The sequence below is a fragment of the Orenia marismortui DSM 5156 genome (genome assembly GCF_000379025.1).
In the GTDB taxonomy this organism is placed as follows: Bacteria; Bacillota; Halanaerobiia; order Halobacteroidales; family Halobacteroidaceae; genus Orenia; species Orenia marismortui.
Genome location: NZ_KB900621.1, coordinates 23,889 through 37,722, shown reverse-complemented (window position 1 = coordinate 37,722; position 13,834 = coordinate 23,889). Strand labels below are relative to the sequence as shown.

Annotated in this window: 15 protein-coding genes; 1 reads left to right on the top strand and 14 read right to left on the bottom strand. The window is 30.2% G+C overall.

All coding sequences use genetic code 11. From position 1 onward, the window contains the following. The first annotated feature begins 88 nt into the window (after positions 1–88). On the top strand, positions 89–736 hold the full coding sequence (gene yyaC, locus OREMA_RS0111550) for a spore protease YyaC (RefSeq protein WP_018249426.1): 648 nt from the start codon (positions 89–91) through the stop codon (positions 734–736). Positions 737–770: 34 nt separating this feature from the next. Here yyaC and OREMA_RS0111545 read toward each other — a convergent pair whose 3' ends face one another. The 14 genes from OREMA_RS0111545 to rsmG form a co-directional block, all read right to left on the bottom strand. Next, complete coding sequence (locus OREMA_RS0111545; protein WP_018249425.1) at positions 771–1,217, bottom strand: GNAT family N-acetyltransferase; 447 nt, start codon at positions 1,215–1,217, stop codon at positions 771–773. After that, positions 1,198–1,656, bottom strand: a complete 459-nt coding sequence (locus OREMA_RS17705; protein WP_018249424.1) for a bactofilin family protein — start codon at positions 1,654–1,656, stop codon at positions 1,198–1,200. The genes OREMA_RS0111545 and OREMA_RS17705 overlap by 20 nt, the downstream gene beginning before the upstream one ends. 40 nt (positions 1,657–1,696) lie before the next feature. Further along, a complete protein-coding gene (locus tag OREMA_RS18415) occupies positions 1,697–2,653 on the bottom strand; it encodes a M23 family metallopeptidase (protein ID WP_018249423.1) in 957 nt (318 codons plus the stop codon). Between the two features lie 133 nt (positions 2,654–2,786). Beyond that, positions 2,787–3,458 (bottom strand): DUF554 domain-containing protein, encoded by a 672-nt coding sequence (locus OREMA_RS0111530; RefSeq protein WP_018249422.1) that lies wholly within the window; start codon positions 3,456–3,458, stop codon positions 2,787–2,789. 205 nt (positions 3,459–3,663) lie between these two features. Beyond that, on the bottom strand, positions 3,664–5,085 hold the full coding sequence (locus OREMA_RS0111520) for an aspartate ammonia-lyase (RefSeq protein WP_018249421.1): 1,422 nt from the start codon (positions 5,083–5,085) through the stop codon (positions 3,664–3,666). After that, positions 5,085–6,305: a [FeFe] hydrogenase H-cluster maturation GTPase HydF gene (hydF, locus tag OREMA_RS0111515; RefSeq protein WP_018249420.1), complete on the bottom strand. Its 1,221-nt coding sequence runs from the start codon at positions 6,303–6,305 to the stop codon at positions 5,085–5,087. The genes OREMA_RS0111520 and hydF overlap by 1 nt, the downstream gene beginning before the upstream one ends. Positions 6,306–6,331: 26 nt before the next feature. Then, positions 6,332–7,417 carry a [FeFe] hydrogenase H-cluster radical SAM maturase HydE gene (hydE, locus tag OREMA_RS0111510; RefSeq protein ID WP_018249419.1) on the bottom strand — a complete coding sequence of 362 codons (1,086 nt, stop codon included), beginning with the start codon at positions 7,415–7,417 and terminating at the stop codon, positions 6,332–6,334. 31 nt (positions 7,418–7,448) lie between these two features. Continuing rightward, the gene (locus tag OREMA_RS0111505) at positions 7,449–7,691 is read right to left on the bottom strand and encodes a hypothetical protein (RefSeq protein ID WP_018249418.1); all 243 of its coding nucleotides are present in this window, start codon (positions 7,689–7,691) and stop codon (positions 7,449–7,451) included. Further along, positions 7,666–9,051, bottom strand: a complete 1,386-nt coding sequence (gene hydG / locus OREMA_RS0111500) for a [FeFe] hydrogenase H-cluster radical SAM maturase HydG (RefSeq protein ID WP_018249417.1) — start codon at positions 9,049–9,051, stop codon at positions 7,666–7,668. The genes OREMA_RS0111505 and hydG overlap by 26 nt, the downstream gene beginning before the upstream one ends. A 346-nt stretch (positions 9,052–9,397) precedes the next feature. Further along, positions 9,398–10,471 carry an IS30 family transposase gene (locus OREMA_RS0111495; RefSeq protein ID WP_018249416.1) on the bottom strand — a complete coding sequence of 358 codons (1,074 nt, stop codon included), beginning with the start codon at positions 10,469–10,471 and terminating at the stop codon, positions 9,398–9,400. A 113-nt stretch (positions 10,472–10,584) separates the two neighbouring features. Further along, complete coding sequence (locus OREMA_RS0111490) at positions 10,585–11,436, bottom strand: ParB/RepB/Spo0J family partition protein (RefSeq protein ID WP_018249415.1); 852 nt, start codon at positions 11,434–11,436, stop codon at positions 10,585–10,587. Further along, complete coding sequence (locus OREMA_RS0111485; protein WP_018249414.1) at positions 11,429–12,190, bottom strand: ParA family protein; 762 nt, start codon at positions 12,188–12,190, stop codon at positions 11,429–11,431. The genes OREMA_RS0111490 and OREMA_RS0111485 overlap by 8 nt, the downstream gene beginning before the upstream one ends. Positions 12,191–12,580: 390 nt before the next feature. Further along, entirely contained in the window at positions 12,581–13,042 is a 462-nt protein-coding gene (locus tag OREMA_RS0111480) for a hypothetical protein (protein WP_407667768.1), read from the bottom strand. A gap of 74 nt (positions 13,043–13,116) precedes the next feature. After that, entirely contained in the window at positions 13,117–13,833 is a 717-nt protein-coding gene (rsmG, locus tag OREMA_RS0111475; protein WP_018249412.1) for a 16S rRNA (guanine(527)-N(7))-methyltransferase RsmG, read from the bottom strand. Position 13,834: the final 1 nt, after the last annotated feature.

Here is a 13,834-nt window from a genome sequence, read left to right as displayed (position 1 = left end):
GTGTGAGTTTTGTATCATTTCCTTGTACTAAAGAATACTATATTATACGAGAAAGAATATACTATAAACTTAAAAAGTGGTGGATAAAATGGATATAAAAGAGAATAAATCATTTTCAAAAGAAGAAATGCTTAACTCTTCCGCTAAGGAAATCTCTTCTATTGGCTTGAGTAGAAAAGAATTATTAACTAAAAATAGAGTACATATAGATGACCCATTAGCCATTTCTAATCTTAAAAAAATAATCAATAGAAAATTACAAAATAGATACAACCCTGAACGACAACAATTAATAATTATATGTATTGGAACAGATAGATCTACTGGTGATTCTTTAGGACCACTCATTGGCTCTAAGCTAGCTAACTTTAGATTTAATGAAAATATAAAGGTCTTAGGGTCATTGGAATCCCCTATTCATGCTACTAACTTAGAAAAAAAATTAGAAGATATTGAAAAAACTTATCCCAACCCTTTTATTCTTGCTATTGATGCAAGCTTAGGTAAAAGTAATAGTGTAGGTTCAATTAGTGTTAATGATGGACCTTTAAAACCAGGTTCTGGAGTTAATAAAAATTTACCTCCTGTTGGTCATCTTCATATTAGTGGTCTAGTTAATGTTTCAGGCTATATGGAGTATTTTGTTCTACAAAGTACTCGATTAAGTCTAGTAATTAAAATGTCTAAAATAATATCCTGCTCTCTATTTCACCAATTAAGGAGTTACAATAAATAAAGACTTTGATTTTATATAAAATCAAAGTCTTTATTTATAATCTCATATTCATTTTAAGGTGCTTTATACCAGCCTCTTCAATAATTTTGTCTGAGCAAACCTCAAAGCCACTTTTCTTATAAAATTCTACAGCATGAATTTGGGCATGTAATAATAACTCTTCTAAATTTTGACTTTTAGAGAACTCTACTAATTTATCTAAAATTAAAGAGCCGACTCCTTTTCCTCTGAAATCAGATTTCACAGCCATTCGACCTACTTTACCTACCTTATCCTCTGTTAATAAACGACAAGTTCCAATAACATTTCCTGAAGATTTAGCAATCAAATGCTTCCCTTCATAATCAAATTTATCAACCTCTATTTCATTTGGAACACCTTGTTCTTTTACAAAAACTTCCTTCCTTAAGCCAAAAATTTTTTGTAATTCTTTTTCAGTACTAACAAAAGCAACTTCTATATTATGAATTTTTTTCTTCATTATTTTTTTCTTTTAAACCTTTATTTTTTGACTTTCCTTTAGACTTAAAGTCTATCTTTTTAGAATCTGACATCTTCTTTTCAATATCTGCTTTTGAAGTACTATTCCCTTCAAAGATAGCTCCATCATGAATAATTAAGTTACTTATAGATATATCTCCTACTAACCTTCCTGTTTCAACAATCTCTAATTTACCATCTGCTTTTATATTTCCTTCTACATTACCAGCTATCATAATATTATCTCCCTGAATATTCCCCTTTAATCTTCCTTCCTTACCTACATAAACATCGCCTTTAACAATCAAATCTCCCTCTAACGAACCATCAATTCTAATAGATTCTGCTACTTCCACTATTCCCTCAATTCTTGTACCTGGACTAATTATAGTTCCTACATTTTTTGTTAAACTTTTTTTCTTTTTCTTTCTACCAAACATATAACAGCCTCCTTAATTTGAGATTTAATCTTATGTAATCTTATTGATATTTCATTGGATCTACTGCTTTTCCCTTATATCTAATTTCATAATGAGTATGAGGGCCTGTACTACGCCCTGAGTTACCTGATAAAGCAATTACATCTCCTCTATTTACCCATTGACCTACTCGAACTAACAAACGATTGTTATGTGCATACAAAGTTCTATACCCATAACCATGATCAATTACAACTGTTCGTCCATAGCCACCTTTAGTTCCTGAGAATATCACTTTACCTTTACCGGTAGCAATAATCTTATGATTATACCAAATCGCAATATCTATTCCATCATGAAACCTTTTTTCTTTTAATACTGGATGATATCTAACTCCAAAAGGAGACGTGATTCTCCCCTTACCATTTCTAATAGGCCACCCTTTAGGCTTTGCTGCTAAATATCTATTATATTCTTCAACCTGTTTTTTCAACTTATATAAGTCATGTTTCTTTTGGGGCAAAGCTTCTTTTAACATATTTAAATTAGCTTCTGTATATTGAACCTTCTCTAAATTAGGATTTTTAGAATTTTCAAAATCATAGTAACCTATGCTATTAGTTTCATCAATATCTAATTCATCATTACTACTCATTTTCCCATTAAAGTTTATCATCTTTTTAATTTCTTGATTTTCAGTTATAATATCTCCAAATTCTGCTTTTATCTGTTCTATCTCACTAGTAATTTGGGATACCTTCTTTTCTAAAAACTTATTCTTATTCTTTAATTTATTATTTCGATCCTTATAAGCTAGTAAATTATTAATTTCACCTTCAGCTAGATTATATTGATTATAATAGTAATATAAAGACCCCACCAAAGTAAATGCACATAATAAAACTGATAAAAATAAAAATTTAATAAATCCCTTTGATAATCTTAAACTCCTAATTTCTCCATCAGTATGAGGAACAATCTTTAATGTTATTTTTCTTTTTTGCTTTTGATATGACATAATAGTGTCCCTCCATTTAATTTAAAATAAGATATATTTTCCTTGATATAACTATTCTACATCAAAACTATTTATCCTTTTTTTTATAAAAATTTGAAAGAAATTATTAAATCACATATAATTATTCTCAAATCTAAAATAAATAAACTAATAAAATAGATATAAAAATAGCTGGTAATAAATTTCCTACTTTAATTTTAGTTATATTCAACAGATTCAAAGCAATAGCTAAAATTAAGAGGCCACCTGTTGCTGTCATTTCTGCAATAATTGGCTCAGTTAAGAACATCTTAGCCTGACCAGCTAATAAAGTAATAGTTCCTTGATAAAAGAACACAGGAATTGCTGATAGTATTACACCTACTCCTAATGTAGATGCAAAAGCTATCCCAGAAAAACCATCTAATAAAGCTTTGGCATATAATGTAGAAGGATCTTGTTGTAAACCATCTTGAATTGCCCCCATTATGGCCATTGCACCAACACAATAAATTAAACTACACTGAACAAAGCCCTCAGCCACTCTACCTCTATTGCCTAATTTTCTTTCAAACCATTTTCCTATCTTCTCTAATTTAGCTTCTATATTAATTAACTCTCCAATTAACCCACCAATTAATAAACTAAAGATAATATAAGTTGGATTTTGGGTACTTAAGGCCATTTGTATACCTATTAATAACACCGCTAAACTTAACCCCTGCATAACTATCTCTTTGAATCGATCACCCAACCTATTTCCAAGTAAGCCCCCTAAACTACCACCAATAATAATTGCTAAAGTATTAACTATAGTTCCTTTCATCTTTTATCTCCTCTTTTATATCTTTTCTTGTATATCTATATTATTCATCCTTCTTTTAATTCCTCTAAAATTATTAGATTTGCTAAAATTAATCACAAAGCAATAATCCTTCTATTACTTCCCCCTGATGAACTTGCCCTTTATATAACATTTAATTATCTATTTGTAAAACATAAAAAAAGAAAGGAGTTCTCCCTTTCTTTTTCTACTTTCTTGCCTTTAAAGTATTATATAATTTTTCGGCTGCTATACCTGGATGAGTCATCTGGCTTGGACTTAAAATCTGATTTAATTCTTCTTCACTAAAAATACCCCTATCCAAAATAGATTCTCTAACTTTCTTACCTTTATTTAAAACATCTTTAGCAATTTCTGTAGTCAATTCATATCCTAAATAAGGATTTAATGCTGTTAATAATCCTAAACTATCCTCTAACAATTCTTCACATCTCTCTTTATTAGCTTCAATACCTTCGATACATCTTTCTCTAAAGATTTTAACTCCTCTTTTCAAAACTGTTAAACTCTCTAGTAATTTATCAGCTAATAAAGGTATCATTACATTCAACTCTAATTGACCTGACTGAGCAGCTAGAGTAATCGCTTGGTCATTACTAATTACTAAAAATGCAAGTTGATTTATTGCTTCTGGAATAACTGGATTAACCTTACCTGGCATAATTGAAGAACCCACCTGTACCTTTGGTAATTTAATTTCAGCAATTCCACCTCTAGGACCTGAACTTAATAATCTTAGATCATTGGCAATCTTATTTAAATTAACTGCTAAAGCTTTTAATAATCCTGAAACCTCTACAAATACATCTAGGTTCTGGGTATTATCTATCATATTCTCAGCATGAGCCAAATTAAGACCAGTTATATTTCTTAACTCTTTTACAACTTTGAAGATATATTTGCGAGGAGCATTTAAACCAGTTCCTACTGCAGTTCCACCTAAGTTGACCTGCTTTAAACGTTCAGCTACCTTAAATAACCTCCATCTATCTCGACTTATTGTTTCTGCATATGCAGAAAACTCTTGACCTAAAGTAATTGGAACAGCATCCTGTAACTGAGTACGACCTAATTTAAGATAGTTAGCAAATTCTCTCTCTTTAACTTGTAATTCCTCTTGTAACTTAGCTACCTCTTCACTTAAAGGAACTAATAATTTTAATGCAGCAATTCTAACTGCAGTTGGATAAATATCATTGGTAGACTGGCTCATATTAATATCTTCATTTGGATGAATTACACTATAATCACCCTTCTGTCCACCCAAAAGCTCAATAGCTCTATTGGCAATTACTTCATTAACCATCATATTAGTCGAGGTGCCTGCTCCACCTTGCAAGGCATCTAAAATAAATTGTTCATCAAATTTACCAGTCAATATTTCTTGACAAACTTTTAAAATGACTTCTTTCTTATCTTCACTAATATTATTTATTCCATAATTAGTAATTATGGCCGCTTGTTTAATTTGGGCTATAGCTTTAATTAATTCGATATTAACTCTACGCCCTGTTAAATTAAAGTTCTCTACAGCCCTTAATGTATTAATCCCATAATATGCGGTATCATCTAATTCTCTAGCCCCTAATAAATCCTCTTCTTGCCTCATCACTCTTCCTCCCAAATCATTTGAGCCAATGGAAATGCTTCTAATGCTCTATCCAAAATACCATGAACATAAGCAATCAACATACCATAGTTAACTATCGGAACTCCTAAACTATCAGCTTTTTTTAACCTATATAATATCTCTTTACGATTAGTCATACAGCCACCACATTGAACAACTAAATCATAATCTTCAAGGTTATCAGGGAACTCTCTTCCAGATACATGGTCAAATTCTAACTCTCCACCTACTTCTTGTCTTAACCAGCGTGGAATCTTAACTGTTCCAATATCATCCGCTGTACGGTGATGGGTACAGCTTTCACAAATCAATACCTTATCACCTGCTTTAAGTTTTGAAATTCCTTTAGCTCCTCTAGTGAAAATTTCTAAGTCACCTTTATAACGAGCAAAAAGAATTGAAAATCCAGTTAACATAATATTCTCTGGCACATCAGCAGCAACCTTCATAAAAGCTTGAGAATCGGTAACTACAATTTTAGGTTTCTTTTTAAGGCTATCTAAAGCTCCTTTAAGTTCTCTTTCCTTTACTACCACTGCCTGTGCATCATTATCTAAGATATCTCTTAAAGTCTGTACCTGAGGCAATATTAGTCTCCCTTTAGGAGCAGCTAAATCTATAGGGATTACTAATACCACTATATCTTGAGGTTTAATTAGATCTCCTATAATATGGGGTTCTTCAAATTTTTCTGGTGCTTTTAAGATTATCTCTTTTTTTAATTTTTCGATTCCTGTCTCTGTTTTAGCACTGACTGTTAATAATTTAACCCCTACTTCTTTCATTAGAGATTTTAGATTAATATTCTCAAATTTATCCTCTTTATTAACTACACCTACAACAGGTATCTCCCTCTCTTCTAGCTCAGATAAAAGTTTTTTCTCGTATTCATCTACTCCTACTTCAGGATCAATTACTAATAAAGCTAAATCTGTTCTACTTAAAGCCTCTTTTGTCTTCTTGATTCTTAATTTTCCTAATTTACCTACATCATCAATCCCTGCTGTATCTATAATTGTTACTGGTCCAATTGGTAATATCTCCATAGATTTATATACTGGATCAGTTGTTGTTCCTGCTACATCTGATACAACAGCTAAATCTTGATTGGTCAGTGCATTTACCAAACTAGATTTACCAGCATTTCTCCTTCCTAAAAGAGCAATGTGTAATCTATTAGCCTGTGGTGTATTTTGCATAATTATTCACCTCCATATCCTTGAATTTATTTTTTAGCAGTTCTCTTAAAATAGTGTGGTGAATCTCCCCATTCTCCATAAACTATCTCATCACCTACTGTAGCAACTCTAGCAGCTAAACAGTTCTTACAATCAGAAGCTTCTTCATCAATACATGGCTTGTTCTCATAAAGTTGATACTCAGTTCGATACTTCCGATGAGTTATGATTGGCATTAGAATATTAGCTCCTGCCTTTAATGCCATTTCACGTCCTACTGGGTTTAAAGCCTGTAATGCAGTTGTTGCTGCTATATTAATATCCTTCATTAAAAGTCTCAAAACCGCTACCATTTTTAATCCCCAGTTTAAATTACGAGTCTTTAGTAACTCATTATTTTCTACTTTTTTCGCAGTTGGTGTATCTTCATGAAGTACATAAGGTCCCATACCTACCATATCAATGTCATTTTCTTTAAAAAAGATTAAATCATCTACTAAATCTTCAATACTTTGTCCTGGAAATCCAATCATTACCCCAGTACCTACCTGATATCCTATCTCTTTCATCTCTGCTAAACATTCTAATCTCCCTTTGAAATCATGGTCATTAGGATGAAGAGAATTATATAACTTTTCATTAGAACTTTCTATCCTCAACAAATAACGATGAGCACCTGAATCATACCAACGTTGATAAGTCTCTTTACTTTGCTCACCTAAAGATAAGGTGATTCCTAATTCATTATTACTCAGTTCTTTAATTTTCTTAATTAGATTATCTACAAAATCTACAAATTCTTTATCACTTCTTTCACCTGCTTGTAAAACAAGAGATCCATATTTGTTCTCATAAGCCCATTTAGCTCTATCTAAAATTTCTTCCTCTGTCATAGTAAATCTATCTACTTTATTATTATCCTTTCTAATACCACAATAATTGCAATTTTTCACACATAGATTACTAAACTCTATTAAACCACGATAAAATACCTTCTGTCCTATGTGTTCTGCTTTAAGCTGATAAGCTTTATTATATAGTTTTTCTAAATCATCCTCTTCTTTTAAATTCATTAAATAAACCAAGTCATCTCTAGTCAATTTATCTTGCTTCAAAATCTCATCCAAATTCATATTATAACCTCTTTCTAATATGGTTTTTATACTAATTTAAATAATTATTAAAAAGTATTTCTAACTTTTTTTTCAAATTAGCACCTATATTCTGCCCTAATAGTATAAAAGATTCATTTTCTGCTATTACTTCTGATTCAATAAATTGTTCTTGTCCTAGCTTAAAAATATAATCAATCCTTTTACTTGCTTTCTTATTAAGCCAGACCTTAGCATACCCTTGATCAATAATTTCCCTTACCTCTTCTCTAAAAGTACAAATCTCTTTTTTCATCTTCAATCTCCTCTAACTTAGCTTTAACATTATCCCTAGTTTTATCATCTTCTATTTCAGCTAATTTTTCTTGTATTAGTTTCTCTCCAACTACTTTAGTCTTTTCAGAAGCATAATCTTCCAAATACTCTTTAAAAGTTAATAAGGCATTAGGTCCACAATATCTTTTTATAAAACCAGGAATAGCAAATTCCATGAAATGCTCTCCAGTACGACCTAAACGATAACAAGCTGTACAGAAGGAAGGAAGATAACCATCATTAATCAATTCATAAATCACATCATCTAAAGAACGACTATCTCCTATCATAAATTGTTCACGATTTATATCTTGTTCCTCTTCATCATCAGAATAACCATTTATCTCTATCTTTGTTCCTGCATCAATCTGTGAAACCCCTAATTTAATAGCTTCTCTTCTTAACTCAGCATCCTCTCGTGCTGTTAAAATTAAACCAGTATAAGGAACAGCAAGCCTTAAAATAGCAATAATTCGTTTTAATTCTTCATCATTAACAATGTACTTATCATCTATACTTACATTACTAGCTTCTTTTAATCTAGGAAAAGAGATTGTATGAGGACCAACATTGTACTTCTCTTCAAGGTGAATAGTATGCTCTAATAATCCCATCACTTCATACTTCCATTCATATAGTCCAAATAATACTCCAATCCCTACATCATCAATTCCAGCTTCCATTGCTCTATCCAGTCCTGTTACTCTCCATTCAAAGTCTTTTTTAGGTCCAGAATGATGAACCTTATCATAAGTCTTATGATGATAAGTTTCTTGAAAAATCTGATAGGTACCAATACCAACCTCTTTTAATTTCTTATATCCTTCTACGTCTAAAGGAGCAGCATTAATATTAACTCGTCTAATCTCACCTTTATCTTCCCTAGTATCATAAACAGCCTCAACAGTTTTAGCAATAAAGTCTGCATCATAATCTGGACTTTCACCATAAACTAATATAGAACGTTTTTGCCCTTTCTTCTCCATAGCCTTGACTTCATCTTGTAATTCCTTAATACTCAAAGTACAGCGATCAACTTCAGTATTAGAAGCCTTAAAACCACAGTATTCACAGTTATTGATACATTTATTTCCTACATACAATGGAGCAAATAATACAATCCTATCGCCATAAACCTTATTCTTTAATTCTTGAGCACCCTTAAATATTCTATCAATCCACTCAGGTCTATCAGCCTGCAAAAGAATAGCAGTCTCTTCTAAAGATAATCTTTCTTTATTTAATGATTTATTAATAATTCTTTCTATCTTCTCTTCTGTCGGCTTTGCCTGCACTAAAAGATCCTGCAACTTTCTATCATCAATAAAATCTTTTGACACCTTTACCACTCCTTTTGAGATTTTTTTCACATTTACAAATAAAAAAAGACTTACCACAGAGATAAGTCTAAATATACTAAATTCTTAGACACCCTCCCTATGATTGGAAAAACCTTTCATTTAGAGAACTTCTACTAACACATTTCACTCTATCCCTCTAAACCAGGTTACCCCAATTTATTAGGATGTTCTATGTGAAACATTATTAATATTAACTTTTCACTTATATTATATATCATTATATATAATACTTCAAATTACTTACATTAATTATCTAATAATGAGAATTGCAATATAAAATGCACGTTTTTTTGTGAAACACTTATACCCCATATAATATAAACTTTTAAGCTACTTTTAATTTATTTTCAAAAACTTCATTCGAAGTTTTAAAATCAAACATCTTTCTTGGGTAGTTATTCATCCATTGTTGAATATTTTTAACCTCACTCGTACTAATATCTTTAAAACTGCTTCCTTTTGGCAAAAACCTTCTAATCATCTTATTTAAATTTTCATTACTACCTCTTTGCCAAGAACAATAGGCATCAGCATAGTAATGATTAGTTCTTGGTATATTACTTCCTGTAAATGAAGTCTCTATTCCTTCATAATCATAAAATTCCCGCCCGTTGTCTGTTGTTATCGTCTTAAATAACTCTCTAAACCTTCTTACACCTATTCTTCTTTCAATTCGATCTAATCCATTTATAACTGCTTCTTGAGTCTTATTAGATATTTTTTCTATTATCTCTTTTCGACTATATCTTTCTGTTAAAACTAGTAAGAATGGCTCTCCTTTTCCTTTTTTACCTTCTACTAAGTCCATTTCCCAATGACCTAACTCTGTTCTTTTATTAGCTTCCTCAGGTCTATCTGATATCCTTCTGCCATCTTTTCTCCTCTTAGTTGATTCCTTTTCTTGTCTTTTAGTACCTTTAGATTTTTTATAATTACCATAGACTAACTCATCTCTATTTACCATCAAGATACCTTTGTCTATATAATTGTATATTGTTTTCCAATGTAGCTTAATTTCAAATCTTTCATCTTCCTGTATTTGATTAGCAATTACTTCTGGAGACCATTTATCTTGTTTTATTTTTCTTTCTATAAATCTTGCTAACTCATGTTCCTTAGCTATTTTTATCTTAGTTCCTTTAGCTGTAGCATTTTTATCATAGACTTTTTGCGCTATTTCAGCATCATATTCTATTCTTGTCGTATAATCAGAATTTAATAATTTTAATTCACCTTTCTTAAGCTCTCTACTTATTGTTGTTCTATGTTTTCCTAACTCTTTTGCNATCTCCTTATCTTTCTTACCTTGAATATTATATAAATGCTCTATTATTTTCCTATCTTCCAAAGTTAGGTGTTTTCCTTTTTTACTTTTTCTGTTATAATTATTTTGACACATATTTTAATACCTCACTTTATGTTATTTGTGGTTATTTAACATTATATATGAGGTATTTCTATGTGTCACTTTTTATTTTTTGATCTACCTGTGCATTTAATTATACAATGCTCCTAATTATCTAATAAATCAATAATTCTAGATAAATCCTCATTTGAATAATACTCTATTACTATCTTTCCTTTATTTTTACCTGCATTTATTGCTACCTGAGTACCTAGAATATCTCTTAGTTTATCTTCTACCATAGTTACATTAGGATCTTTCTTTTTAGTAACTTTCTTATTTTTACTATTATTAGAAGTCTTTAATTTTTGGATCAACTTCTCTGTTTCCCTAACAGTTAATTGCTTATCTATAATCTCTTTTGCTACTTTTTTCTGCAAATCTATATCTTCTATAGATAACAATGCTCTAGCATGTCCCATAGTTAATGTTCCACGTGAAACATCATCTTTTAATTTATCAGGAAGGTTTAATAATCTAAGAGAATTAGCAATTGTAGAACGGCTCTTAGATACTTTTTTAGCAACCTCAGCTTGAATTAAATCAAATCTATCCATCAACTGTTGATATGCTTCTGCCTCTTCAATTGGATTTAAGTCTTGGCGCTGTATATTCTCTATTAAGGCTATCTCCATCATCTTCTGCTCATCCATATCTGAAACAATAACATCAATCTCTTTTAATTTTAGCTCTTTAGCAGCTCTATATCTTCTTTCTCCTGCTATAATCTGATATTTATCTTCTTTTTTTCTTACTATAATAGGCTGTATTAAACCATGTTCCCTAATAGATTGACTTAGCTCTTTTAACTCCCGTTCATCAAAGTTCTTTCTTGGTTGATATGGATTTGGTTTTATCAATTTAAGTTCTATTTTTTTTATTTGATCCTTATTATCTTCTTCTAAATTATTATTAGAAATTAAAGCATTTAATCCTTTGCCTAGTCTTCTTTTAGCCACGTTCAATCACTTCCTTTGCTAATTCCAAATATGCTTTAGCACCTCTAGAAGATTTATCGTAAATATTGATCGGTTCTCCAAAACTAGGTGCTTCACTTAATCTAACATTTCTCGGGATAACTGTATCATAAACTATACTATCAAAATGTTCTTTCACTTCATAGCTTACCTGTTCAGATAAATTAGTTCTAGAATCATACATTGTTAATAATACACCATTTATCTTCAGATCAGAATTTAATCCCCCTTTGATTAAATCAATAGTATTTAATAGCTGACTTAATCCTTCTAGAGCATAATATTCACATTGTATAGGTATCAAAACCGAATCAGCAGCTGATAATGAATTTAAAGTTAATAATCCTAAAGATGGTGGGCAATCTATTAAAATAAAATCATAATTATCTTTAACCTCTTTTAAAGCATTCTTAATCTTATATTCTCTAGAAATACTAGATACTAGCTCTATCTCTGCACCAGCTAATTCCAATGTAGCTGGAACAATATCGAGATTATCCATAATAGTATTTTTTTTCACTTCACTTATAACTTTGCCCTCTATTAGTACACTATAAATACAATTTTCAATCTTAGATTTGTCTACTCCTACTCCACTAGTAGCATTTCCTTGAGGATCTAAATCTAATAACAACACCTTCTTATCAAATTCTGCTAAATAACTACCTAAATTTACAGCTGTTGTACTTTTACCTACTCCTCCTTTTTGATTTACAATAGCAATTGTTTTTCCCATCTTATCACCTCTTAGCCATAATTTCTTTATATTACTTTTAAAGTTAAAAATATAACTTATGTTATACATCGACTATTACTTTTAAATATATTAGTAATTATTCTAATATTAATAATTCGTGAAATTTGTTTTAATTCCTTTCAATTCCATCTAATTTAATAAAAGGATATTATTTGTATAGCTATTCAACCTTGCAATCAAATTTAAATATGTCTTTATAGAAAGATAAAACGACAGTTTCGGCGCTAGGAGATAGGCGATAGGTATTAGGAAAAACTAACGCCCAACCCCTATGACCTATCACCTAAAAGTATCGCATTACATCCATTAATTTTCACTTTAAAATCGGATAATTATATAGACTAAAAATAAAAGCACAATATTGTGCTTTTATTTAATAATATTAAATTTAGTAATAGATACTAACTTATTATCTATATATAGATAAATATAGTAAGCACCTAATTGATTAGGAATCATAAATTGACTTCTATTCTTTTTTATAAAACTAATATAATCTCTAACAATATTTTTAGAAAAGTTTTTAAGTAATAAATAATTAATTAGTCTATCCTTAGAATCAAACCACTTAATTAATATATCATGTTTATTTTGATCATCAATCCACTCTACATAATACTGAACTCCTTTATCATCACTTAGACTAAAGTTATTTTTATAAGTAACTGGAAAACCATCTTTATTCAGTCCTTCAGTAGTTAATAAAGTATTAATTTTTACTTCTTGGGCAAAAGCTACTTTAGAATTTAATAATAAACAAAATAATATAATAAAAAAACATCTTAAAGAAAATTTAAAAGTTATTTTGGTGTTATTAAACAATAAAATCACCCTTTCGAAAACTATAGATATAACTATTTTTTCCGAAAGGGCTTCTTTTATGAAAAATAATATTTTTTATTTTACTATAGTGGTCTCTTCTTAGGCATTCCAGCTCTTCTTGGATACTTATTAGGTGTTTTAGATAATTTACTTATAATAACTAAGTGGCGTTCAGCATCACTATAAGGTAAATCAATTTCTATAATATCTTCAAATCTACCACCTAAAGTTTCTACAGCTTCTGTACTCTCTATAACTTCATCTTTTACATTAGTACCTCTTTGTGAAATAAAAGAACCACCAACTTTAACAAAAGGAAGAGTATACTCTGATAATACATCTAAGGAAGCAACTGCACGTGCTACAACATAATCATATTTCTCACGGTAGCTATTATCTTGTCCATAATCTTCAGCTCGTCCATGAATACACTCCACATTATCTAATCCTAGTTCTGTAGATACATGTTCTAAAAATCTAATTCTCTTCTGTAAAGAATCTAATAATGTTAACTCTAGATCAGGATAGATTATTTTCAGAGGTAGCCCTGGAAAACCTGCACCAGTTCCCACATCAATAATTTTCTCATTTCCTGTTAAGTTCATACCATCAACACAAGAAATAGAATCTAAAAAATGCTTAATAATAATATCTTCAGGCTCCTCTAAACCAGTTAAATTCATCTTTTGATTCCAATCATTTAAAATATTCATATAAGTAATAAATTGCTCTACTTGCCTATTACTTAAATCAATTCCATAATCCTTAGCGCCCTCTATCAACTTATGTTTATAATTCATT

Coding starts and splice junctions, on each gene's coding strand:
- yyaC (WP_018249426.1), top strand. CDS start 89: ATGGATATAAAAGAGAATAAATCATTTTCAAAAGAAGAAATGCTTAAC.
- OREMA_RS0111545 (WP_018249425.1), bottom strand. CDS start 1,217: ATGAAGAAAAAAATTCATAATATAGAAGTTGCTTTTGTTAGTACTGAA.
- OREMA_RS17705 (WP_018249424.1), bottom strand. CDS start 1,656: ATGTTTGGTAGAAAGAAAAAGAAAAAAAGTTTAACAAAAAATGTAGGA.
- OREMA_RS18415 (WP_018249423.1), bottom strand. CDS start 2,653: ATGTCATATCAAAAGCAAAAAAGAAAAATAACATTAAAGATTGTTCCT.
- OREMA_RS0111530 (WP_018249422.1), bottom strand. CDS start 3,458: ATGAAAGGAACTATAGTTAATACTTTAGCAATTATTATTGGTGGTAGT.
- OREMA_RS0111520 (WP_018249421.1), bottom strand. CDS start 5,085: ATGAGGCAAGAAGAGGATTTATTAGGGGCTAGAGAATTAGATGATACC.
- hydF (WP_018249420.1), bottom strand. CDS start 6,305: ATGCAAAATACACCACAGGCTAATAGATTACACATTGCTCTTTTAGGA.
- hydE (WP_018249419.1), bottom strand. CDS start 7,417: ATGAATTTGGATGAGATTTTGAAGCAAGATAAATTGACTAGAGATGAC.
- OREMA_RS0111505 (WP_018249418.1), bottom strand. CDS start 7,691: ATGAAAAAAGAGATTTGTACTTTTAGAGAAGAGGTAAGGGAAATTATT.
- OREMA_RS0111485 (WP_018249414.1), bottom strand. CDS start 12,190: ATGGGAAAAACAATTGCTATTGTAAATCAAAAAGGAGGAGTAGGTAAA.
- rsmG (WP_018249412.1), bottom strand. CDS start 13,833: ATGAATTATAAACATAAGTTGATAGAGGGCGCTAAGGATTATGGAATT.